Source organism: Prevotella corporis DSM 18810 = JCM 8529 (assembly GCF_000430525.1).
Lineage (GTDB): Bacteria > Bacteroidota > Bacteroidia > Bacteroidales > Bacteroidaceae > Prevotella > Prevotella corporis.
On the sequence record NZ_AUME01000019.1, the window covers coordinates 31,097 to 54,438 of the forward strand.

The 23,342-nt window shown below is 44.4% G+C and carries 21 protein-coding genes; 7 read left to right on the forward strand and 14 right to left on the reverse strand.

Going from position 1 to position 23,342, the window contains the following annotated elements; genetic code table 11:
- Positions 1-321: 321 nt before the first annotated feature.
- Complete coding sequence (locus tag H515_RS0104935) at positions 322-1,071, reverse strand: nucleoside-specific channel-forming Tsx family protein (RefSeq protein WP_025876053.1); 750 nt, start codon at positions 1,069-1,071, stop codon at positions 322-324.
- Between the two features lie 99 nt (positions 1,072-1,170).
- Between H515_RS0104935 and trmD the strand changes: the two genes are divergently transcribed.
- Positions 1,171-1,845, forward strand: a complete 675-nt coding sequence (trmD, locus tag H515_RS0104940) for a tRNA (guanosine(37)-N1)-methyltransferase TrmD (protein ID WP_028901660.1) — start codon at positions 1,171-1,173, stop codon at positions 1,843-1,845.
- Positions 1,846-1,882: 37 nt separating this feature from the next.
- Positions 1,883-2,416 (forward strand): DUF805 domain-containing protein, encoded by a 534-nt coding sequence (locus H515_RS0104945; protein ID WP_025876051.1) that lies wholly within the window; start codon positions 1,883-1,885, stop codon positions 2,414-2,416.
- Positions 2,417-2,450: 34 nt separating this feature from the next.
- Here H515_RS0104945 and H515_RS0104950 read toward each other — a convergent pair whose 3' ends face one another.
- Positions 2,451-3,308: a patatin-like phospholipase family protein gene (locus H515_RS0104950; protein WP_025876049.1), complete on the reverse strand. Its 858-nt coding sequence runs from the start codon at positions 3,306-3,308 to the stop codon at positions 2,451-2,453.
- An 86-nt stretch (positions 3,309-3,394) separates the two neighbouring features.
- Between H515_RS0104950 and H515_RS0104955 the strand changes: the two genes are divergently transcribed.
- The 4 genes from H515_RS0104955 to H515_RS0104970 all read left to right on the forward strand — a co-directional run bounded on the left by H515_RS0104955 (position 3,395) and on the right by H515_RS0104970 (position 9,931).
- Positions 3,395-4,792 (forward strand): aminopeptidase P family protein, encoded by a 1,398-nt coding sequence (locus H515_RS0104955; protein WP_025876047.1) that lies wholly within the window; start codon positions 3,395-3,397, stop codon positions 4,790-4,792.
- A 112-nt stretch (positions 4,793-4,904) separates the two neighbouring features.
- Positions 4,905-6,110 carry a C1 family peptidase gene (locus H515_RS0104960; RefSeq protein ID WP_025876045.1) on the forward strand — a complete coding sequence of 402 codons (1,206 nt, stop codon included), beginning with the start codon at positions 4,905-4,907 and terminating at the stop codon, positions 6,108-6,110.
- Positions 6,111-6,245: 135 nt separating this feature from the next.
- Positions 6,246-7,970, forward strand: coding sequence for a single-stranded-DNA-specific exonuclease RecJ (gene recJ, locus H515_RS0104965; RefSeq protein ID WP_028901661.1), 1,725 nt, complete (start codon positions 6,246-6,248; stop codon positions 7,968-7,970).
- Between the two features lie 29 nt (positions 7,971-7,999).
- On the forward strand, positions 8,000-9,931 hold the full coding sequence (locus tag H515_RS0104970; protein WP_028901662.1) for a RecQ family ATP-dependent DNA helicase: 1,932 nt from the start codon (positions 8,000-8,002) through the stop codon (positions 9,929-9,931).
- A gap of 319 nt (positions 9,932-10,250) precedes the next feature.
- Here the strand turns inward: H515_RS0104970 and H515_RS0104975 are convergent, their stop codons facing one another.
- The 9 genes from H515_RS0104975 to ffh all read right to left on the reverse strand — a co-directional run bounded on the left by H515_RS0104975 (position 10,251) and on the right by ffh (position 17,976).
- Positions 10,251-11,015, reverse strand: coding sequence for an acyl-[acyl-carrier-protein] thioesterase (locus H515_RS0104975; protein ID WP_025876044.1), 765 nt, complete (start codon positions 11,013-11,015; stop codon positions 10,251-10,253).
- 305 nt (positions 11,016-11,320) lie between these two features.
- Positions 11,321-12,430 (reverse strand): OmpA family protein, encoded by a 1,110-nt coding sequence (locus H515_RS0104980; RefSeq protein WP_028901663.1) that lies wholly within the window; start codon positions 12,428-12,430, stop codon positions 11,321-11,323.
- 297 nt (positions 12,431-12,727) lie between these two features.
- Positions 12,728-13,270, reverse strand: a complete 543-nt coding sequence (locus tag H515_RS0104985; RefSeq protein ID WP_025876041.1) for a 2-oxoacid:acceptor oxidoreductase family protein — start codon at positions 13,268-13,270, stop codon at positions 12,728-12,730.
- 22 nt (positions 13,271-13,292) lie between these two features.
- Complete coding sequence (locus H515_RS0104990; protein WP_025876039.1) at positions 13,293-14,060, reverse strand: thiamine pyrophosphate-dependent enzyme; 768 nt, start codon at positions 14,058-14,060, stop codon at positions 13,293-13,295.
- A gap of 13 nt (positions 14,061-14,073) precedes the next feature.
- Positions 14,074-15,165 (reverse strand): 3-methyl-2-oxobutanoate dehydrogenase subunit VorB, encoded by a 1,092-nt coding sequence (locus tag H515_RS0104995; protein ID WP_025876037.1) that lies wholly within the window; start codon positions 15,163-15,165, stop codon positions 14,074-14,076.
- Between the two features lie 2 nt (positions 15,166-15,167).
- Entirely contained in the window at positions 15,168-15,401 is a 234-nt protein-coding gene (locus H515_RS0105000) for a 4Fe-4S dicluster domain-containing protein (protein WP_025876035.1), read from the reverse strand.
- Between the two features lie 11 nt (positions 15,402-15,412).
- A complete protein-coding gene (locus H515_RS0105005) occupies positions 15,413-15,592 on the reverse strand; it encodes a tetratricopeptide repeat protein (RefSeq protein WP_025876033.1) in 180 nt (59 codons plus the stop codon).
- Positions 15,593-15,675: 83 nt separating this feature from the next.
- Positions 15,676-16,560: a bifunctional methylenetetrahydrofolate dehydrogenase/methenyltetrahydrofolate cyclohydrolase FolD gene (gene folD, locus H515_RS0105010; protein WP_025876031.1), complete on the reverse strand. Its 885-nt coding sequence runs from the start codon at positions 16,558-16,560 to the stop codon at positions 15,676-15,678.
- A 36-nt stretch (positions 16,561-16,596) separates the two neighbouring features.
- Positions 16,597-17,976, reverse strand: a complete 1,380-nt coding sequence (ffh, locus tag H515_RS0105015; protein ID WP_025876029.1) for a signal recognition particle protein — start codon at positions 17,974-17,976, stop codon at positions 16,597-16,599.
- Between the two features lie 247 nt (positions 17,977-18,223).
- Here ffh and H515_RS0105020 point away from each other — a divergent pair, with 247 nt between their 5' ends.
- Entirely contained in the window at positions 18,224-19,120 is an 897-nt protein-coding gene (locus H515_RS0105020; protein WP_025876027.1) for a GYF domain-containing protein, read from the forward strand.
- Between the two features lie 560 nt (positions 19,121-19,680).
- Here H515_RS0105020 and H515_RS0105025 read toward each other — a convergent pair.
- From H515_RS0105025 to H515_RS0105035, 3 genes are read right to left on the reverse strand one after another with little or no spacing between them, the layout of a single operon-like run.
- Positions 19,681-20,868, reverse strand: coding sequence for a homoserine dehydrogenase (locus tag H515_RS0105025; RefSeq protein ID WP_025876025.1), 1,188 nt, complete (start codon positions 20,866-20,868; stop codon positions 19,681-19,683).
- Positions 20,869-20,875: 7 nt separating this feature from the next.
- Entirely contained in the window at positions 20,876-21,889 is a 1,014-nt protein-coding gene (locus H515_RS0105030; protein WP_025876023.1) for a homoserine O-acetyltransferase family protein, read from the reverse strand.
- Positions 21,886-23,178, reverse strand: a complete 1,293-nt coding sequence (locus H515_RS0105035) for an O-acetylhomoserine aminocarboxypropyltransferase/cysteine synthase family protein (RefSeq protein WP_036891516.1) — start codon at positions 23,176-23,178, stop codon at positions 21,886-21,888. The genes H515_RS0105030 and H515_RS0105035 overlap by 4 nt, the downstream gene beginning before the upstream one ends.
- Between the last annotated feature and the right edge of the window lie 164 nt (positions 23,179-23,342).

Here is a 23,342-nt window from a genome sequence, read left to right on the forward strand (position 1 = left end):
GCAGAAATCTCCTAAGCCACACATTCTATCAGAGGAGAAAGAACAGACCCAAACCGTTATCAGAAACAATGCTGACAGGTTTGGGCTTAAGTAAATATATTGCTGTCCAGTAAAGCTCAAAAAGACATAAAAATGAAATGTAGGATAGCCCTTTCTCGTGGTAAAGTTCAAATTGAGACATCTCAATCGGACAAATATGACATCTCAATCTGACAAGTGAGATGTCATAAACAAAAGAGGTAGGTCGTGTCCTTAAAATACAAAGATAAAAAAAGGAGCTTACACACTTTTACAAGACAGTACCTGTAGACCCAACAATAATTAGAAAGTCCACTTAGCCGCTATCGTCGGGATGGCATAAAACTTATTATTCCTACCCTTGTCGTTCCACACGAAGTTGTTGCTGATTTCAATCTCAGAACCGAGAGACAAGTTGACTTTATCCCATCCTTTCAAGGTGTTCATATTGAACCAGAACTGCGGTTCGGAAAGCACAATGAGCTTGCCATTTACCGTCGGGTCGTACCACAGGTCGCAGAAGCCGGAGAACGTACAGAACCCTTTGGCAAAATTCACTCCCCACACTTCGGTCAACTGGAAACCGCTGAAAGGACTGACACCCGTATGCGCATTCTTGAAATAATATTTATACATCAGTTGCACACTGAAAGTTTTCGAGAAATCCTTGTTCGCCCAGTTCCATGCCCCACCAGCGAGGAATGCATGCTGAAATCGGTTGGCATAATAGCCAGCTGGCACTTCTCCAGAGGCAAGACCACCATTATACTCCACGTGCGCTGCCCAGCGCCTATTCTTTGACAGATTGAACTCACGGGCAATCTCCCAATAAGCCCCCACGTCACCATCGTTCTTATAATCAATATCAGTGAAGAGAAAAGTCGAGCCCCATTTGTCTGGCTTGAACATCTCTACCGTAGTGGTGACAGATGGACGACTGTCCAAATCATCATAGAGGGTGCGACCAAGGTCATAGTGTAATTGTACGTTTTGAGCCTGTACCGAGGCAAAAGCTGCCATCAAAACAATGGCGAGGGAAAAGATTCTTTTCATAGGTTTACATGTTTGGTATTAAAATTTGGCTGCAAAGTTACAAAAAAATCCTAATCATTAATGTCTCTAATGAAATATTTGTTAACTTTGTAGCTGTATATGAGAATAGATATCATCACTGTTTTACCAGAAATGCTTGAAGGCTTTGTCCATGAGAGCATATTGGCAAGAGCTGAAAAGAAAGGCCTTGCAGAGATTCGCTTGCACAATCTACGAGACTACACTAAAGACAAATGGAGGCGTGTGGATGACTATCCATTCGGAGGACAAGCAGGCATGGTGATGCAGATTGAGCCCATCGACCGATGCATCAGCGCACTGAAAGAAGAACGCAACTATGACGAGGTGATTTTCACATCACCCGATGGCGAGCCTTTCAACCAAAAGATAGCCAACGAACTGTCACTGGGTGGCAACCTTATTATATTGGCGGGACACTACAAAGGCATCGACCAACGAGTACGCGACCACCTCATCACCAGAGAAATATCCGTCGGCGACTATGTACTGACGGGAGGCGAGCTGCCAGCGGCCATCATCGCAGACGCTGTTGTCAGAATAGTCCCAGGAGTTATCGGCGACGAACAAAGTGCACTCTCCGACTGTTTCCAAGACAACATTCTCTCGGCTCCAATCTATACACGCCCCAGGAACTACAAAGGATGGGAGGTTCCCGAAATACTTCTTAGCGGAAACGAAGCGAAAATCAAACAATGGGAATTTGACCAAGCCATGGAGCGGACAAAATGCCTGCGCCCCGACTTGCTGAAATGAGTATAATCTAAAATTATTCACCAAATAATCACAGACTATGGTACAAATTAAAGAATTACCTCAAGTAGGTTTCAAAGAAGCTGCAATCAACGCTTTCAAGAAAATGTTTCAGTTCAAAGGACGCATCCGCCGTTCGGAGTATTGGTGGGGCTATCTGGTACTGATGATTTGCTATTTTGTTGTAAATCTGATTCCCATCATCGGACAAATAGCTGCTTGCTTCATCATGATTGCTTGCATTTCCATGCTGTTCCGCCGTCTGCACGACACTGGTAGAAGTGGTTGGTGGTGGGGTATTGCCGCACTACTGATGATAGGAATTGGATTCCTCATCTTCGGAACCGTACCTCTTGAAGAAATTATGGATGCGGCACAGGACAACGATCCCATGGCCATCTCAAAGGTAATCGCCGATGGATTCAGCAAAAATCCTACCGCAGGAATCAGCGTGCTGATATTGTACCTTCTGGTATTTATTGTCGGTGTTGCCACCTTTATTTTCACATTGTTGGACAGCAAGCCAGAGGCCAACAAGTACGGGCCATCTCCCAAATATATTGAAGAAGTATAAAAAATACTTGGAGCTTAATCGCCATACATAGCAATTAAGCTCCATGCTCGACAAGAAATCGTTCACCCAATCGGAATCCTTCGTCATAGAGAGTTTCCAGTTTCTGAATGTCCTTCTCCATCCTTCCTACCACAATCGGACTCTCGGGGCGGATAACCGCAATCCTTCCACTTGCTTCCAAGTCCTCAACCAAATCCAATTGCTGGTTGTAGGCATTCAGCCTATGGCTCAACACCACCCTTAGTCTGGGATAGTTCCGATAGATGAATCTCGGCAACTTGTGGTCCTTACCCTGGTCTCTCCATCCTTTATTCCTCGTACAGATGACAACATTCGTCTCATGCCCTGCTGAAATTGCACGCAACACGGGTATAGAATCGATTATACCTCCGTCAAGCATGGGAATCCCGTCAATGTTGACAATCTTGCTGACGTAGGGAAGACTGCTCGATGCTCTGGCCAGCTCGTTCAGCCGGCGGCTGTCACCACTTCGTTCCTGAAGATACTCACATCGACCAGTAAGGCAATTTGTTGTAACCATCTCATAGACATCGCCCCTTTGTACATTCTTGAAATACGATGAGTAGTCATAGGGGATAATTTCATAGGGAAAGCGTTTGTAGAGAAGTTCAGGATCGAATATACAACCTTGGGTAACGAGGTGGCGCAACCCGATGTAATCATATTTAGCCAATAAATCAATGTTGGAAACACGAGCACGGCCGGGCTGACGGCTCATGTAGGACAAGCCATTACATGCACCCGCCGACACTCCCACGACATAATGAAAATAAAAATTATACTTCATGAACGCATCGAGAACGCCGGCCGTAAAAACACCACGCATGCCACCGCCTTCCAACACCAAACCCGTATTTTTGTTGATAAGCATAAAAAACTGATTAATTTGAGTACAAAGTTAAGGAAATTAGTAGAAATTTCATTATCTTTGCAGCTAAACAACGAAAAAAAGCCAATATGTTTAGCAAAGAAACGTACATAGACCGTCGTGCTGAGCTAAAGAAGCTTGTGAAAGACGGCATTATCATTATTTTTGGCAACAACGAGTCGCCAGTAAATTCACCAGCGAATGGATACTCTCCATTCCGTCAGGATTCATCATTCCTGTACTATTTCGGACAGAAAAGAGAAGGACTCGTTGGTGTCATCGATATTGATGAAAACAAAGAAACACTGATAGGCAATGATATTGACATAGAAGACATTGTCTGGTTTGGAAGTGTTGACACAGTAAAAGAACTTGGAGAGCAAGTCGGAGTGATGCACTCAGCCCCTATGAAAGAGCTGAAGACTATCTGTAGCAATGCTATGCGCAGCGGAAGAAAGATTCATTTTCTTCCCCCTTATCGTTCAGACATTAAAATCCAGATATTCGATCTGATAGGAATTCATCCCAATCAGCAAAAGGAATCTGCCAGTCTCGAACTCATCAATGCGATCGTGAAGATGCGTTCGGTCAAGACAGCCGAGGAAATAGAAGAATTGGAACGCGCAGCTATCATTGGGTACAAGATGCACACGACTGCCATGCGACTGACAAAGCCAGGACTGACAGAGAAGTTTGTAGCTGGAAATGTTGACGGAGTGGCCAACTCCCACGGCTCAATGGTTTCATTCCCAACAATCTTCTCACAGCACGGGGAAATCATGCATGGAAATCCGTCAATGGCAGAGTTGAAAGATGGCCGATTGGTGCTTTGCGACTGTGGAGGAGAGACCATCAATCACTATTGTTCGGACAACACTCGCACATTCCCTGTAAATGGGAAGTACACACAAAGGCAATTAGACATTTACAATGTGGTGGTAGAAGCTCACGACGCAGTTTTAGAACTGGCTAAGCCTGGGATAAAATATGCTGATGTTCACTTCGCTATCTGCCGAATCATCTTTAACCGAATGAAAGAACTTGGTTTAGCCAAGGGAGACACAGATGCAGCCATAGCAGCAGGCGCGCATGCCATGTTCCTGCCTCATGGACTTGGTCACATGATGGGAATGGACGTCCACGACATGGAAGCGCTCGGACAAATCTACGTTGGTTTCGATGAAGAGACACGCCCAAACCTTGAACAATTTGGAACAAATTGCTTGCGTATGGGCAGACGACTTCAGGAAGGTTTCGTTGTAACTGATGAGCCGGGAATCTATTTTATTCCAGCTCTCATCGACGAATGGCGAGAGAAGAAGCACTGTTCGGAGTACCTCAACTTTGATAAGCTTGATGCTTACAAAGACTTTGGAGGTATTCGCCTTGAAGATGACATACTGATAACAAAGGATGGATGTCGTTTCATCGGTAAAGACCGTATCCCTTATCTTCCAAAAGACGTCGAAGCTTACATGAATGCCTAATCAGAGATTCAGAAATAGATTTATAAATAAACCATAATAATTAAACAAACTACAATTTAAACAAACCAGACGTACATCATTAACCGATGATAGCCTGGTAAATTCAAAAATTATGAGAAAAGTTTTAGTATTCGCATTGCTCGCTGTTTTTACGACAAGCATGAACGCTGCTGCTCCTAAGAAGGGGACAAAGAAAAGTAACAAGCCCGTATTCACTGTAGTGAAGGAAAATCCTATCACAAGCATCAAGAACCAAAATCGCTCAGGTACGTGCTGGGACTACTCTACATTAGCTTACTTTGAAGCTGAAATCCTGAGAAAAACTGGCAAGACTTATGACCTTTGCGAAAGCTTCGTTGCCAACAAGACATACATGGACAGAGCAATAACCGTCGTTCGCATGCACGGCGATGCCCAATTTGCTCAGGGTGGTTCTTGCTATGACCCATTGTATTGCATGATAAACTATGGTATTTGCCCTGAAAACGCTATGCCTTTCCCAGGCTCACTCACAGGTGATTCTTTGTACAACTTCAACGAGTTCTTCTCAGTGATGGAACCATACGTGAACGCTGTTGCAACAAACAAGGCAAGTAAGATTTCTAATCAGTGGAAGCATGGTCTCCAGGGAATCCTCGATGCTTATCTCGGAAAGTGCCCAGAGACCTTTACTTACGAAGGAAAGCAATATACTCCGAAGTCTTTCGCTTCAAGCCTTGGTTTGGATTGGAACGACTATGTCACTGTGACTTCTTACACACACCACCCATTCTATACAAAATTCGCTGTTGAGGTACAAGATAACTGGCGTATGCCACAGTCTCACAACCTTCCAATGAACGAAATGATGGAAATCATCGACAATGCCGTTATGAACGGTTACTGCATTGCTTGGGGTGGCGATGTTAGTGAGCCAGGCTTCACACGCGACGGACTCGCATACATGGTTGATGGTAAGAAGGTTGAAAGTTTGCATGGCAGCGATATGGCTAAATGGCTTGGCCTTTCAGCTTCAAAGAAACGTGACATCATCGACGAACTTGGTGTTAACGTACCTGAAATTACTCCAACACAGGAGCAGCGCCAGAATCGTTACGACAACTGGGAACTCACTGACGACCACGGTATGCTGATCTTCGGTATTGCCAAAGACCAAAACGGTAAGGAATACTACATGGTTAAGAACTCATGGGGTGAGACAGGCGCATACAAGGGCGTTTGGTATATGAGCAAGAATTTCATTGCAGCAAACACCATGGACTACATGGTCAACAAGAATGCCATCCCAGCAAACATACGTCAGAAAATGGGTCTCTAAACCTCAATCCAAATAAATCCGTCCTTATTTTACAATCTGAAAACAGATAAAAGGACAGTAATTAAAAAAGCGTAAATCTACATAGACTTACGCTTTTTTTTTGTACCTTTACGGTCAGAATAAAAAACAATTAAAATGCATTTTAAATGGAACTACACACCATCTACAACCGAACAGACAAATGCAGCTAAGGAATTAGGGGAGAAACTCAACATGAGCCCAACACTCGCATCATTACTGATACACCGTGGGATTACCACAGAGAGTGCGGCCAAAAGGTTTTTCCGGCCTCAGCTATCCGACCTCATTAATCCATTTCTTATGAAAGACATGGACATTGCAGTCGATAGGCTGAACGATGCCATGGGCAGAAAAGAGCGTATTATGGTCTATGGCGACTATGATGTTGACGGATGCACGGCTGTAGCATTGGTGTATAAATTTCTTCGGCAATTCTATTCCAACATTGACTATTATATCCCAGACCGATACGAAGAAGGATATGGAGTCAGCAAAAAGGCAATAGACCATGCAAAGGATACTGAGGTGAAGCTCATTATCATACTTGATTGTGGCATAAAGGCCAATGATGAAATCTCGTATGCCAAAGAGTTGGGCATTGATTTCATTATATGCGACCACCATGTGCCAGACGAGAAAATGCCTCCTGCAGTAGCAATCTTAAATCCCAAACGACCAGACGACACATATCCTTTCAAGAATCTGTGCGGTTGCGGCGTGGGATTCAAGTTCATGCAAGCCTTTGCGAAGAACAACAACATTCCATTCTCTCGTCTTATTCCCCTACTCGACTTTTGCGCAGTGAGCATTGCAGCCGACTTAGTACCTGTCGTTGAAGAAAACCGTATTCTTGCGTTTCACGGTCTCAAACAACTTAACCAGAACCCGAGTATTGGTCTAAAGGCCATCATTGACATCTGCGGACTGAACGGACGCGAGCTTTCGATGAGCGACATTATTTTCAAGATAGGACCACGCATCAATGCCAGCGGACGCATGGAGAACGGTCGTGAAAGCGTCAACCTGCTTGTCGAGCGCGATCTTCCCACTGCACTTCTCGAAGCCAAACACATTGACGAATACAACGAGAAACGGAAGGATGTTGACCGGCAGATGACCGATGAGGCGAACCAAATTGTTGAGCGATTGGAAAGTCAGAAACATCAGAACAGTATCGTGTTGTACGACGAACACTGGAAAAAAGGTATCATAGGAATTGTGGCCTCACGGCTCACGGAAATTTATTATCGCCCTACTATCGTCATCACTCAAGACGGAGAGTTGGCCACGGGGTCAGCTCGCAGTGTCGCAGGATTCGATATCTATTCTGCCATCAAGAGTTGCAGCGACTTGCTACTCAACTTTGGCGGACACACCTATGCTGCTGGATTGACACTTAAATGGAAGGACGTCAAGGAATTTCGCATCAGACTCCAGCAATACGTTGACGAACATATCCAGCCGGAACAGACAGAAGCAATTCTCAACATTGATGCGCTCATTGATTTCAAGGATATCACGAAGAAGCTCCACAACGACCTCAAGCGGTTTGCCCCTTTCGGCCCCGGAAACCAAAAGCCTCTCTTCTGCACGAAGAACGTCTTTGACTTTGGTACGAGTAAAGTTGTCGGACGCGAACAAGAGCATATCAAATTAGAACTCGTCGATTCCAAATCAAACAACGTAATGAACGGCATTGCATTTGGACAGAGCGATTCGGCACGTTATATCAAGTCAAAGCGCTCGTTCGACATTGCCTACACTATTGAAGACAACATTTTCAAGCGTGGAGCTGTCCAACTTCAGATTGAAGGCATTCGACCGTCTGAAGATGAATAGCCAAACTGGCCCTGACATTACAGCAACAAATGACATACAAGGAAATCCTTCATAAGTATTGGGGATATCCTGACTTCCGAGGCATCCAGAAAGAAGTGATTGAAAGCATCGGAGCAGGAAAGGATACTCTTGGACTGATGCCTACTGGCGGTGGAAAATCGATTACTTTCCAAGTGCCGGCTATAAGTAAAGAAGGCGTCTGCATTGTCATAACTCCCCTTATATCCTTGATGAAGGACCAAGTGGACCACCTGAAGCATCAAGGCATCCGCTCGGCAGCCATCTACTCAGGAATGTCGCGCGATGAGATCGTCACCACATTAGAAAACTGCATCTTCGGAGGACTGAAACTCCTCTATGTCTCGCCTGAAAGACTATCATCAGAGCTTTTTCAAATCAAGCTAAAACACATGAAAGTGAGTTTCATCACAGTTGATGAAGCCCACTGCATCAGTCAATGGGGCTATGACTTCAGGCCCTCCTATCTCGAAATTGCAAACATCAGAAAACTAATTCCCGATGCCCCAATACTTGCGCTGACGGCTACGGCCACTCCAGAAGTCATCAAAGACATACAACTACGGCTGGCTTTCAAAGAAGAGAATGCCTTTACGATGAGCTTCGAGCGCAAAAATTTAGCATACGTATTGCGGCAGACCGAAAATAAATTTGAAGAAACTTTACACATACTCCAAGCGGTGAACGGTGCGGCCATCGTCTATTGCAGGAGCCGGAAACGCACACAACAAATCGCAAACCTACTCTCAAAAGCTAATATATCAGCAACATGGTATCATGCGGGCTTAGAGCCCACAGTAAAAGAGCAGCGACAAAACGACTGGCAGAACGATAAAATCAGGGTGATGGTAGCTACCAATGCTTTCGGTATGGGTATAGACAAACCCGATGTCAGACTTGTCATCCATGCAGACTTCCCAAGTTCGCTTGAGGCCTACTTCCAAGAAGCAGGACGCGCCGGACGAGATGGGAGAAAGTCGTATGCCATACTTCTCCATACAAGAAATTACGATGAGCGCAACCTCCGGAAAAGAATAGAAGACACATTCCCTCCAAAGGATTATATTCGATCAGTATATGACCACCTGGCCTACTTCTATCAACTGGGAGTCGGTAGCGGGCAAGATGTCACCTATGAGTTTCCAATTGACAAATTCTGCGTTGCCTTCAAGCACTTTCCCATTCAGGTAAACGCCGCACTCCATCTCCTGAGCAGAGCGGGTTACATTGAATATGAGACTGATCCAGACATGAAAGCAAGGATTCATTTCCTTCTAAACCGTGACGACCTCTACAGACTTGACTCTCTTTCTAAAGACGAGAACGAAGTCATCACTGCCCTATTGCGGAACTACGGTGGATTGTTCTCAGACTATTGCTACATCGACGAGAGCTATGTAGCTCAGGAGGCTGGATTCGACCGCAACCAAACCTATCATATATTGCAAAATCTAAGCAAGAAACGAATACTCGACTTCATACCAAGAAAAAACATCCCTATCATCAGATATGCAAGAGACCGGGAAGATGGTGAGAATGTGGTACTTGGGAAAGAAATTTATGAGGCACGCAAGAAGAAATTTACCGAACGAATCACATCTGTCATCAAATATGCTGAAAACGATTATGTATGCCGAAGCCGGCAACTACTCAGATATTTCGGAGAAAGCAGGACAGAAGATTGTGGGCAGTGCGATGTGTGCCTTGCTCATAAACAAGAAGAACAAGGCGATACACAACAAGAAATCAGGGAAAAGATACTGAATTTGTTGGCTGACGGAGAAAGACACATGATTACTGAACTCAAGAACATCAGGACAGACCAACCGATTGACGATGATAAGATTGTTGGAAAAACACTGAAGACACTGTTAGATGAAGAGGAGGTCTATATGGATGGCAGCTACATTCAACTGAACGGCAAGGGAAACATTAACAACTGACAAGGAAATTCTCATGTAACGAGTTTATTCTCGCTGCAGTCATTTCCTTATTTCCAGGTAATCAGGCATTGGTTAGCATTACATGATAACCTCTCTCCAATATCTCGAGCCTCTTTGGAGAAGAGCATCTCAACTATTGTCCTACGAAAGATGACCTTTTGAGTCACAAAAGCTGGCCTATTACGACGTAATAGCTCACCTTTTGCAATGAGAATCACATTCCATTGATTATCAACCTATTGCTAACAAGCTTTTGAAGCTGATTTGATTAGATGAGACACTCAAAATAAGAGCAAAGATTTACACAGGGAAAAAATCTCTAAAAAAAGATTTTCGATCTACAGACCTCCGACTCACCGTCGGAATTGCATTTTGTAATTCGCACACAGTACTCTTTCTGATCAGAGTTGGCCAGCTTCTCACGATAAAACTTCAATTGGTCACCTTGATGAGCCTCGGCAATATAAGCGATCTCAAACCGTCTGACGTGGTGCTTACGATACCATTCCACATCCCAGATATCCAGCACATGCTCAATATACTTGACTGAATTTATGTGCCCGTTGATATCTACGTCGCAATAATGAGTATCAATCGAAGCCACAAGCGGGGCGGTTGCTCCAATTTTTATCCTCGATGATTTTTCTATGGGGCACGGATAGTCAGTTTCTATATAATCCATTATTATGCCGTTGCTTACCTTCTGGACTTCTGTAGGTTGTCTCGACTCAGTATCTATCATCGCCCAGATGCTCTTACCGTAGCCAAACACACGTCCGTCGGTACCTACCACTTTGAAATTTCTACTGGTAAAGCTTCGGATAACACCATCAACCCAGGTCTCTACATTGAATTTATCATACATGGATGGTAATTCGTCCATTTCAATGACAAGACGACTCAACACCCATGTCCTATTGATGGAGTTAAGAAAGTGCATGCCATAACCACGATCACTACTGTGATAATCGGCGGCATTGAGCATGTGGTTCCCCAGGTGCCCTATAAACAAACGTTTTGAGAAATCGCAATGAAACGGTTCTGCTACGTAAGAATAACATCCAACATTGGGGAATTTTTTCATAATAAATAGTATATAATATTATTTGTAAGGAAACTAACAATTACAAAGGTACGAATTTTATAAGAAAAGAACGATGAAATAGCACGACTTTGAAATAATGACGTTTGCATTTTCCAACAATGGACGTAGAACAAGCTGAAGAAAGCATCATAATATTCAACTAACCTTACACTGGACAACCACAAGTAATTCAATAGAACAGAACATGAGACTAATACCATTCTTATAAAAAAGCCTCTGATGCTAATTGCACCAGAGGCGAAGTATAGTAATTTAATTTACTAACTTTGGAAACTTGTCTTGTATTACTTTACGTAAACAACAGCCAAGCGGTTAGATGTTGTACCCTGTACACCCTTACCAGTAGCCTCGTCAACAACAACGCCACGGTTTGTAAGGTAATCAGCAACAACCTTAGCACGATTCTCAGACAATGTCTGGTTGAACTGTGGATTTCCTTCTGGAGATGCAGTACCAACAATCTGAACGTGGCTGCCTTCCTTGATCTTATCAAGAGCGTTCTTAGCCTCGTTTGTCAAGTTGTACTTAGCCTGAGCGAATGTTACGAATACCAAGTCACATACAGTGAGTTCCTTAACAGCTGGAACTTCCTTAATGACTTCCTTAGTGATAACCTCTGGCTTGCGGTTGCGAAGTTCGTTGATCTGTGCATTCAAAGCATCGATTTCAGCCTGGTCGCGTGGAACAACGATAGTGAAGTTATGTGTACCGTTGGAATTCGCGAACTTGTAAATGAAACCTGCATTCAACTGAACCATTGAGTTATTGATGTTGTAAGTAGGCTGATCACCGTTTGTAGTTGTCTTGAAACCATACTGAGCACCTGAAGCAAGTGGTTTACCATCAGCCTCTGCGCGGTTACGGCTCTGACCAAGGAATGCGAAGTTGATTGATGGCTCGATGTAGAACTGCCACTCTTTTGCAGAACCAAAGTTGAATGTGAAGTCAAGAGCAGCCTTCGATGTCATGCGGTTGATTGGTTCCATGTTTTTCTTGTTGTTGAATACATGACCCCATCCGAGACCGTAGAGAGCACTTACTTCAAATACACGTGGCTCGCCCTTGTAACCACCAAACCAGTTGCTCAAATTAACTGTTCCCAACAACTGAGTGTTGATAGCACGAACTACAGTACCTGTAGAAGCCCAAGGCTTGTTTGAGAAATATGCATTACCTTCGATAGCCATACCGAAAACTGGAGTAAAGTAACGACCGATACGAAGTCCTGCATTAGGATTGAGATCGCTCAACCACTTATGACCAGTTGTCTTTGTTGCAACACCTCCATTAATGCCAATGTAGATGTTATCAAAGGTCTTGCTTTCTGACACAGTCTGTGCTGAGGCAGAAACTGCCAATGTAGCGGCAGCAAACAATAAAACTAACTTTTTCATGTCTCTCTGAATTAATTAATATTTAAATGAATTTCAATCTATTTACGAGTGCAAAGTAATAAAAAAATACTCACACCACCAAATAAATTTCACAAAAAGTGCAGTCAAATCATACAAAAAGAGCTTTTTTGAGCAATTTAAGATAAAAATAGCGAGAATAATTCCTATATAATAAAGTCTTAGAAGGTTTTATTAGTCCAAAATAGAAAAGGAGGACTCCATAGCATTCACTGCTTTGAATCCTCCAAAACAAATTAGAGAGTTATAAAAAATATATTAAATTATATCACACATTTCTCATACTTTTGTAATAATTTTTTGCCCCTCTTCAACGGCTTCCATGTTCAAGGGGATCATGTGATGATGACGTTCAGGAAGTGTTTTGTATAAGGCTTTGTTCAAGCCATCTGTACTAACAACAGAACAAACTTTCAGCAGACCACCCAACACAATCATATTGAAGACTTTTGCGTTTTTCATTTCTGCTGCCTTATCCATGGCATCAATGCGATAAACTTCGATATCCTTGCGCTGCGGTGGAGTCATAACGCCATATCCGTCATAGATAAGAATACCGCCTGGCTTTACTTTGGGTTCAAACTTGTCTAATGAAGGCTGATTGAGCACAATAGCCACATCATACTTACTTAAAATAGGTGAGGATATACGGTCGTCGCTCACAATAACAGTGACATTGGCTGTTCCACCTCGCTGTTCAGGGCCATAAGCTGGCATCCAACTAACTTCCTTATTTTCCATGAGGCCTGAATAAGCCAGAATCTTACCCATAGAGAGTACCCCCTGACCACCAAAGCCACTAATAATAATTTCCTTTTTCATGTGTCAAAATCATTTTTGATGACTAAATTCCGGTTGTATCCTTCAAGTCGCCCTTGACATACTGAGGGAACATATTCTCACGCATCCACTCATTGGCCTTTGGAGGAGTTAGCTTCCAACCGCTATTGCAAGTTGCAACAATTTCCACCAATGAGCTACCCTTACCCTGCATACTTGCCTCGAAAGCCTTACGAATTGCCTTTTTAGCCTTAGTTATAGAAGCGACATTATCCACACTTTGGCGAGTCACGTAACAAGTTCCTTGCAAACGGCTTGCCAAGTCTGTCATATTGAGAGGGTAACCATGGATTTCAGGATCACGACCATAAGGACATGTTGCGGTCTTCTGACCTATCAAAGTCGTGGGTGCCATCTGTCCACCAGTCATACCATAAATAGCATTGTTGATGAAAATAATGGTGATATTCTCACCTCGGTTCAATGCATGGATAGTCTCGGCGGTACCAATACAAGCCAAGTCGCCATCACCCTGATAAGTGAATACAAGGCGATCGGGCCACAAACGCTTGATGCCTGTTGCAACCGCTGGTGCACGGCCATGAGCAGCCTCTTCCCAATCGATGTCAAGATATCGATAAGCAAAGACAGCACATCCCACAGGACATACTCCAACGCTTTTTTCTTCCATCTCCATGTCAGCAATTACTTCTGCCACGAGCTTATGTACTACGCCATGTGAACAACCGGGACAATAATGCATTGTCGTGTCATTCATCAACTTTGGCTTTGAATACACCAGATTTTCTGGTGAAATTATATTGTTAGCCATAAGGCTTTCCTCCTTATTTATTAATCAGTTTTTCTTTTAATGCCTCCACTATCTCCTCTGGATCGGGAACGATACCTCCCAAACGTCCAAAGTGTTCTACTGGCAATGCACCGTTGATGGCCAAGCGAACGTCCTCAACCATCTGCCCTGCATTGATCTCACTTACAAGAATACCCTTCTTTCCCCTAGCTTCTTCGCGCAATTGTGTGCTTGGGAATGGCCAAAGAGTAATCGGACGGAAAAGGCCAGCTTTGATCCCTTGCTCTCTTGCAAGCTCAACCGCCTTATCACCGATACGTGCAGCACTACCGAAACTTACGATAATGTATTCAGCATCTTCGCAATTGGTCGTCTCATAGCGGACTTCCTTCTCACAGATTTCTTTGTATTTCTCCTGTAAATGGATGTTACGAGCCTCCATAACCTCAGGTTTCAACTCCAGGGATGTGATGATGTTTGGCGCGCGCTTACCTGCTCGCCCAAAAGCAGCCCAAGGACATTCTTTCTTAATCTCCTCTTCTGTGCGGCGTGGCTTCATAGGCGGAAGAACAATCTTCTCCATCATCTGCCCGATGACACCATCTGAGAGAATCATTGTTGGATTTCGGTACTTGAATGCGAGTTCAAAAGCCAGATCAACAAAGTCAGCCATCTCCTGAACGGAGTTTGGTGCCAATACAATAACATAGTAGTCTCCGTTACCACCACCACGTGTTGCTTGGAAATAGTCACTTTGACTTGGTTGGATAGTTCCAAGACCAGGACCGCCTCTCTGAACGTTGATAAAGACCCCAGGAAGTTCTGCACCAGCCATATAGCTAATACCCTCCTGCATCAAAGCCACACCAGGTGAGGAAGAAGAGGTCAATACTCGCTTACCAGCTCCTGCACCACCATATATCATGTTGATAGAAGCGACCTCGCTCTCAGCCTGCAATACAACCATACCAGTTGTTTCCCAAGGCTTCAGCTGGGCCAGCGTTTCGATAATTTCACTTTGTGGAGTAATCGGATAGCCGAAATAGCCATCGGTTCCACAGCGGATGGCAGCGTGAGCAATCGCCTCGTTACCTTTCATCAATGTTACTTCCTGTTTTTCAGCCATGATTATTCCTCCACTTTTTTACGATAAACTGTAATACAGCCGTCAGGACACACAATTGCACATGAAACACATCCGATGCAAAGCTCTGCATTGGATGGTTCCACGTATGGGTAGCCATGGGCATTCACTTTTTTCTGAGCCAAAGAAATTACATTCTTTGGACATGCAACGACACACAATTGGCATCCTTTGCATCTGTCGGTATTAACGACAATAGCTCCCTTCATCTTGCTCATTGTTTTTGTTTTTAAGGATTATATGCGTCTTTATTATAGAAATTGAGGATGTCCTCTAACATCTTTTTAGCTTCTACAGCAGGTGAATCTGGATCGAGTTCTATTGCCTCCATGTAATTATTCATTGCAGTTGGGAAATCACCTTTCTTGCGATACTCGTTTCCAAGTTTTAAATATTCGTCTGCGGTCATAATGTTTTTGTTCGTGTAGGTTTATAGTGAGATTGCATCGATTCGGAAACAGAAATTCACCAAAATGCAATGCAATACCCACTTTACTTATAATACTCTTTCTTGCTTGCTGCAAGCGTATTCTTCATTAAAGAGCAGATGGTCATTGGGCCTACCCCTCCTGGAACAGGAGTTATGTAAGAGCATTTTGGCGCTACTTCATCGAACTTAACGTCACCACAAAGGCGGAATCCGCTCTTACGAGATGCGTCTGGCACGCGTGTCGTACCAACGTCAATGACAACAGCCCCCTCTTTCACCATGTCAGCAGTCAAGAATTCCGGTCTGCCAATGGCTGCTATGATAATGTCTGCCTCCAGGCATTCTTCCTTTAAAGTTTTTGAGTGGGAATGGCAAACCGTCACCGTCGAGTCGCCATAGTGCTTCTGCATCATCAGCTGAGCCATAGGTTTGCCCACGATATTACTCCTTCCAAGAATGACACATTTCTTTCCCGATGTAGGAATATTATAGTGCCTCAGCAATGTTAGCATACCCAATGGCGTTGCAGAGATGAAGCATGGCAATCCAATAGACATGCGTCCAACATTGATTGGATGAAAGCCATCAACATCCTTTCGATAATCTATGGCCATAATGATCTTCTGCTCGTCAATATGTTTTGGAAGTGGGAGTTGTACAATGAAGCCGTCAACATCCTCATCCTTATTTAATTTATCGACACAGGCCAGGAGTTCCTCTTCCGTCACATCCTCATCGAAGCGAATCAATGTAGATTTAAATCCACACTTTTCGCAAGCCAGCACCTTGTTCTTCATATAAGTCTCACTTCCTCCGTCATGACCAACAAGAATTGCTGCGAGATGTGGTTGTTTTCCACCAGCTGCCACTATTCTCTGTACCTCTTCCGAGATTTCACTTTTTATAGTCGTTGCGGTTGCTTTTCCGTCAATAAGCTGATATTCCATAATTTATCCAATGTTTTTAGATTAGTCTTTTACTATTTATAGTTTAGGTATATTCGGTAAATTCGGCATTCCCGCCATATCCTTCATGTTAGGCATATTTTTCATTCTGCCCATCATTCCGGCCATTTTCGAACCCGTCACCATTTTCATCATCTTGCGAGTCTGGTCGAATTGCTTGATGAGCCGGTTCACTTCCTGTATGTTTGTTCCCGACCCTTTGGCAATTCGCTGACGGCGGGAGTTGTTCAACAATTCGGGATTGGTACGTTCCTTCGGTGTCATACTCTGAATGATAGCCTCAATGCCCTTGAACGCATTATCATCGATATCGACATCACGAATGGCCTTGCCCACTCCAGGAATCATTGAGGCAAGGTCTTTCAGATTACCCATCTTCTTTATTTGTTGAATTTGGTTGTAGAAGTCGTTGAAGTCAAACTTGTTCTTCTGAATCTTCTTTTGAAGTTTCCTGGCCTCTTCCTCGTCGAACTGCTCCTGAGCTCGCTCAACAAGGGAGACAACGTCGCCCATTCCCAATATACGATCTGCCATACGTGATGGATGAAAAGCGTCAATAGCCTCCATCTTCTCACCAGTACCAATGAATTTAATTGGTTTCGTGACGACAGTGCGGATTGATAGAGCCGCACCGCCTCGCGTATCACCATCCAATTTTGTCAGAACGACACCGTCAAAATCCAAACGGTCGTTGAATTCCTTTGCCGTATTCACGGCATCCTGACCAGTCATTGAATCGACGACGAACAAGACCTCATCAGGATTGATGTGATTCTTCAGGCTCTCAATTTCGTTCATCATCTCCTCGTCAACAGCCAATCGGCCTGCCGTATCTACGATTACAACGTCATTGCCCTTTGCCTTCGCCTCTTTTATGGCATTGTCGGCTATCTCATTCACCTGTTTGCTCTCAGGCTCGCTATAGACGGGCACACCTATCTGTTCTCCGACTACTCTCAACTGCTCGATGGCAGCAGGACGATAAACATCACAGGCAACAAGCAGTGGATTCTTATGTTCTTTTGTCTTTAGAAAATTCGCTAATTTACCTGAAAAGGTAGTCTTACCTGAACCTTGCAGACCGCTCATCAAGATGACGGCAGGCTTTTTCTCAAGTTTCAGATCTACAGACTCACCACCCATGAGCTCGGCCAACTCATCGTGGACTATCTTCACCATCAACTGTCCTGGCTTAATAGCCGTAAGTACGTTCATACCCAAGGCTTTCTGCTTTACGGTATCAGTGAAAGATTTCGCTACTTTATAATTAACATCGGCATCTAACAGTGCTCTGCGGACATCTTTTAATGTCTCTGCTACATTTATTTCAGTTATCTTGCCCTCACCCTTAAGAATCTTAAAGGACCGGTCAAGACGATCGCTTAAATTTTCAAACATTATCTATTAATATACTTTTATTGAAATATATGCAAAGATAACAAATAAGGTAAATAAATACGAAAGAAAAAGATTTTTTTTGCAAAAAAAAATCTTTTTCACGCTTACAGTTTCTTTGATAAAACATCTACTCGGCTAAAAAATATGAAAAAACTTTGCTTGTTCAGAAATAATATTTAAATTCGCATCCATTATAAATAAGTATTATTGAATAATTTAAGGAGTTAACTTAAGGGGAAGTAAAGCAATGGAATATTTTATCAGCATTAACAATGAGAAGCATGGACCCTATAACCTGAAGGAACTTGCAGAGAGGGGGCTTGAAGCCACTTCACTGGTGATGACGACTGATGGCACCAACTGGACACCAGCATGGCAAATCGATGAGCTTCGCCCGATTCTGATAAATGGGAAAGAATCAGTATATTCATCAACGGCAACCGAGGCTAACAACAAGGAGGAAGAGCCAGTGGTTGGACAGCCTGCCGAGGAGATACCCTACGTTCAGGCAAGTCCCATGCCACAGACCAATAACGTTGTCCAACCGACAAAAAGGAAAAGCCATGCAGGATGTCTCATAAGTGGATTTGTGATGTTTGCGGCCATCATCGCCTTGCTCATCTTCACCTGTCCCAACGCACAGGATCACAAAGAGGCATTGTCGGATGTGGTGACAGCCACCGTCAACGACGCAGTGCAAGAGACAAGCTCCAGCATGGAGGACGATTTTCTGGCAAAGGCTTTCAATGCCATCAGCAAGGCTTTCACCGGCAGAGTGGTTAAGGAAGCGATTGACAATCTTATCACGGTTGACAACTACTTTGTCTGCTCAATTGGCAAAGTGAATTACGACAACAAGGAGCACATCGTTTCAGTGGGATTGCTGAAGCATATCTTCACAGTTGACAAGGATGAGCTAAAGACCGCAGCTGAGATGTATTACAAGGATGCTGAAGTAAAAGTGGAACAAGACTTGCAGAAAAAGGTAGAACAGGCATTGAGGAACAATGTGATTGACCCTGCGGCTAAAGCTATCACGGATATGATTGGCACTGCTTTTGGTGGACTGCTTGACGAGCTTGGTATCTCGCCTGACAATAATGGTTCTGGCGTGGAGGATGCCATGCCCGCAGACTCCATCTAAATGGTATCAGAAGGAAGTTTTCGTCCTCATCAATATTTCATAAGAGTTTACTCCTACTATAAGGGTACTCTTGAAAAAAGGAGTGTAGGGCTTCTTTCATCCTATCATTGACAGAACGAAAACCGCATATTGTGTTACCAATTAAATACCACAATGACAGCCATAAGCCATTCTTTACTTTCTTTTTGCATAAGAAAAGCTTTACTGATCAATTTTATTTTAATCTTTAGGTTGCAAAGGCAACGAAAAGCCCCTATCCACACTACACTTTAAATGGATGAATTATCAGTTGCAGCTGATAAGAGAAATGTGCAAGTGGCTTAAGTGTTCGGAATATTCCGTAACTGCGGGTTTGAAAGTAAAAATAGTTCTTAGAATTTGCATCCGCAACATTCTGATAATCAGTGCAAAAACCTTCCTTTCGAGATAGGTGAGCTATGACCTCTCAAAAGCTAAGCGTTCGCATGGCTAAAGGTGAGCTTTCACCTCCCGAAACCTTACTTCCAGGATTTAGAAGTGAGACCGCCCGCAAGTGGCGGGCTGGATAGTTCCAAACCGTATCAGTCATGGGGATAAGCAGCGATGAACACATCTTTTTCTCTTAACACATCTACTTTTTCTATGAGTTGGGCGAGTGATATGTCTCCCACCACATATTTATAATTCGCCGAGAGATAACGCTCGCTGGTGCTCTCGAAATCCAACAGCGACTGATCCTCTTCGTTGGTAAAACGGAAATAAATGCGAAAAGTTATGTCGGTGGTATAGTGCGGGTGTTGGCGGCTGTTCAGCTTTTTATATTCGTACTTGTAATCATACAATTGGGCGGTGATATCGCTCAGCACCGCTGATCCCGTTGGATGCCCTCCGGCCCCTTGTCCGAACATGAACTGCTTGTAATAGAACAGGCCTTTTATCACGACACCGTTAAATTCGTCCTCTACACTATAAATGTATTTCTGTCGGGAGATCAGCTGCGGCATTACTGAGAGTACGAGTTTGTCGTCCATTTTCTCCGCACTCCCCACTAATTTGATTCTCCTGCCTTTCTCGTTAGCAAACTGGATGTCGTAGCTGTTCATGTGGCCGATACCCACGTTCAGTACATCCTTCGGTGGAACATACACTCCGAATGCATGAACGGTGATAATGATGAGCTTGAAAAGCGAGTCCCATCCCTCAATATCAAAAGTGGGATTGCTTTCGGCAAAGCCCAGTTCCTGTGCCAGCCGCAGAGAGTCGTCGTAGTTCATTCCCTCGTTGAAAATCTTGGATAAGATGAAGTTGGATGAGCCGTTAAGAATTCCCTTGATGGAGATGAGCAGGTCGTTGTCATAGTATTCCTCTAAGTTTCTAATGACGGGAATACTACCGCAAGCCGATGCATCGTACAATAAAGGTGTGTTGTATTGCTCTTGCAGCTTTATCAGCTCCATGATGTGGTATGCCAGCATCCGTTTGTTGCCACTTACCACTGGTAGGCCTGCAACAAGCGCACGCTTGACAATTTTGTAAGCAGCTTCAGCATCGTTGATGAGCTCCACGATGAAATTGATGTCCTTATTGTTAAAAATATCGTCGGCACGGTTGGTGAACGGAATGTCGGCATCGCGCTTTTTGGTGATGTCCTCCACGCAAACGCTGACGATTTTCACGTTCTGCGGCTGTATGCGCTGCAGCACATCATAAAGTCCTTTGCCCACTGTACCAAAGCCGAAAAGTCCGATATTGATTTTTTTCTGTTTCATAATTGTTCTATTTATTAAGGAAAGATTGGATAATACGGTCTAACTTGTCACTCTCCACCAAGAAGCCATCATGTCCGAAAGAAGAGTCAATCACCTTGTACTCAACATTAGGAATATTTTCCACCATCACCAAATGGCTTTCTGGCGGAAAAAGAATGTCGGACGATATAGCCACGACGAGGCATTTTGCCCGAATGGTTGCCAGAGCCTTCTCTATTCCACCCCGACCTCGTCCCACGTGATGTGATTCCATTGCCTGCGTTATTCTGAAATATGAGTAGGCATTGAACCGGTTTTTCAACTTCTCTCCCTGGTGTTGTTGGTAAGAATGTACGCGTCGTCGGAAAAGCTCGCCGTCGGAAAAGCTATCGGTCTGGGTGAGGTTGTAGGCAGCCTCGCCCCTATAGCTGAGCATGGCAATACTTCTTGCCACTGCCAATCCTTCTGCACCTGCTGTGGGCGAGGGCATTCCAAACGTCTTGTCTGCCTTGATAGCCATACGCTGCGACTCATTGAAGGCCGATACCCACGGTGAAACGCACTCGGCAGTGGCGATGAGGGAGGCATGGCGTGCAAAGGTGGGGTCAATGACGCACCATTCGATACACTGAAATCCCCCGATGCTGCTACCGACAAGCAGTTCCACTTGGCTGATGCCGAGATGCGCCGCCAACAAGCGGTGTGCCTGTACCATATCACGAATGGTGAATGGTGGGAAATCGTTGTACCAAGGGTTTCCCGTCTGTGGGTTAATGTGGAGCGGTCCCGTAGTTCCGTAATGCGATCCGAGGAAGTTGGCACAGACGATGAAATACTTCTCCGGATCAAGGAAGCGTCCCCTCTCCACCGTGTGTGGCCACCAGTCCGCCACATCTGAATTGGCGGTGAGAGCATGGCACACCCACACCACATTGTCAGCATTGGCATTCAGCGTGCCATAGGTGTCGTAGGCAATTGTCAGGCTGGGCAGCGATGCTCCGCTTTCCAGCTCAAATGGATGTTCGTAATGATATTCCTTCATTTCTCTGTCCTTTTAAACGCCTGCTCAAAATCGTTTATAATATCTTCCACATCCTCTAGTCCGAGCGAAATTCTCAGCAAGGTCGGAGTAACTCCTGCCGCTTTCAAGTCCACATCGCTCAACTGCTTGTGGGTAGTGGATGCCGGATGAGTGACCACGGTGATGGAGTCGCCTATCATCACCATGTTGGCGCAAAGCTGTAGAGCCTCAACAAACCTCACCGTACTCTCCACATCGCCCTTCAGCTCAATATTGAGCACTCCTGAAGCCCCATGCTTGAAATATTTACGGGCATTGGCATAGCTTCGGTGATTTTCAAATCCCACATAACTCACCTTCTTTATAAACGGGCTTGTGCGACAGTATTCCGCCAAACGGCGCGTAGCGGCCACCTGATGCTCAATGCGGAGCGAGAGAGTTTCCAAACCAATGAGATGAAGATACGTGTCGAAGGGGGAGGGACTACATCCCAAGTCGCGCAAGCCATCTACCCTCGCCTTGACAATAAATGCCGAAGGGCCAAAAGCTTCCCAAAGGTTTAATCCGTGGTAACCTTCCGACGGACCGTCTATCTGTGGGTACTTGCCGTTGCCCCAGTTGTAGTTTCCACCATCTACTATCACTCCACCAATGGCCGTGCCATGACCGTTTATCCATTTGGTTGCCGATTCCAATACGATATTCGCTCCCCAATCAAACGGGTTGCACAAATATCCGCATCCGCCAAAGGTATTGTCAACGACGAGTGGTAAGTCATAATGCTTGGCAATCTTACTGATTCCTTCTATATCCACAACGTCGCACGTTGGGTTTCCCATGCTCTCAAGATAAATCAACTTGGTGTTCTGGTCGATCAGTTTTTCTATAGATTCGTTGCTGTCGTCTTCAGCTATTCTGCACTCAATGCCGAGGTTTCGCAATGTGATTCTAAACGAGTTGTATGTTCCGCCATAAAGATAGGGCGAAGCCACGATGTTGTCGCCCCTGCTTGCCAAGGATGTGACAATCACCGTAATGGCAGCCATCCCCGACGACACAGCCAATGCCCCCACCCCTCCATAAAGGGATGCTACGCGGTTTTCAAAATCGGTATTCGTGGGATTGTTCAATCGGGTATAGATGTTCCCAGCCTCACTCAGGCTGAAAAGGTTGGCAGCGGTGTCGCACGACTTGAAATGGAAAGCTGCCGTAGGGTGGATAGCGATACCCCTTGCGCAAGTTTCATCAATGTGATAGCCACCATGGATTTGTCTTGTGGCAAAATGAAGTTTGTTTGTATTATTTGTCATAATGGTTCGTTATTGGATGTGGCGCATGACTGCGTCGCATATAGTTTATTGTTTGGATTTCTTCTAAAATGGGCTCAGTAGAAAATCAATGGGGATAGGCATATAGTTTTGCAATTCTGAATAAAAAGAACTTCTTGTCTGCCACTCCTCTTAGATTGGCTCGG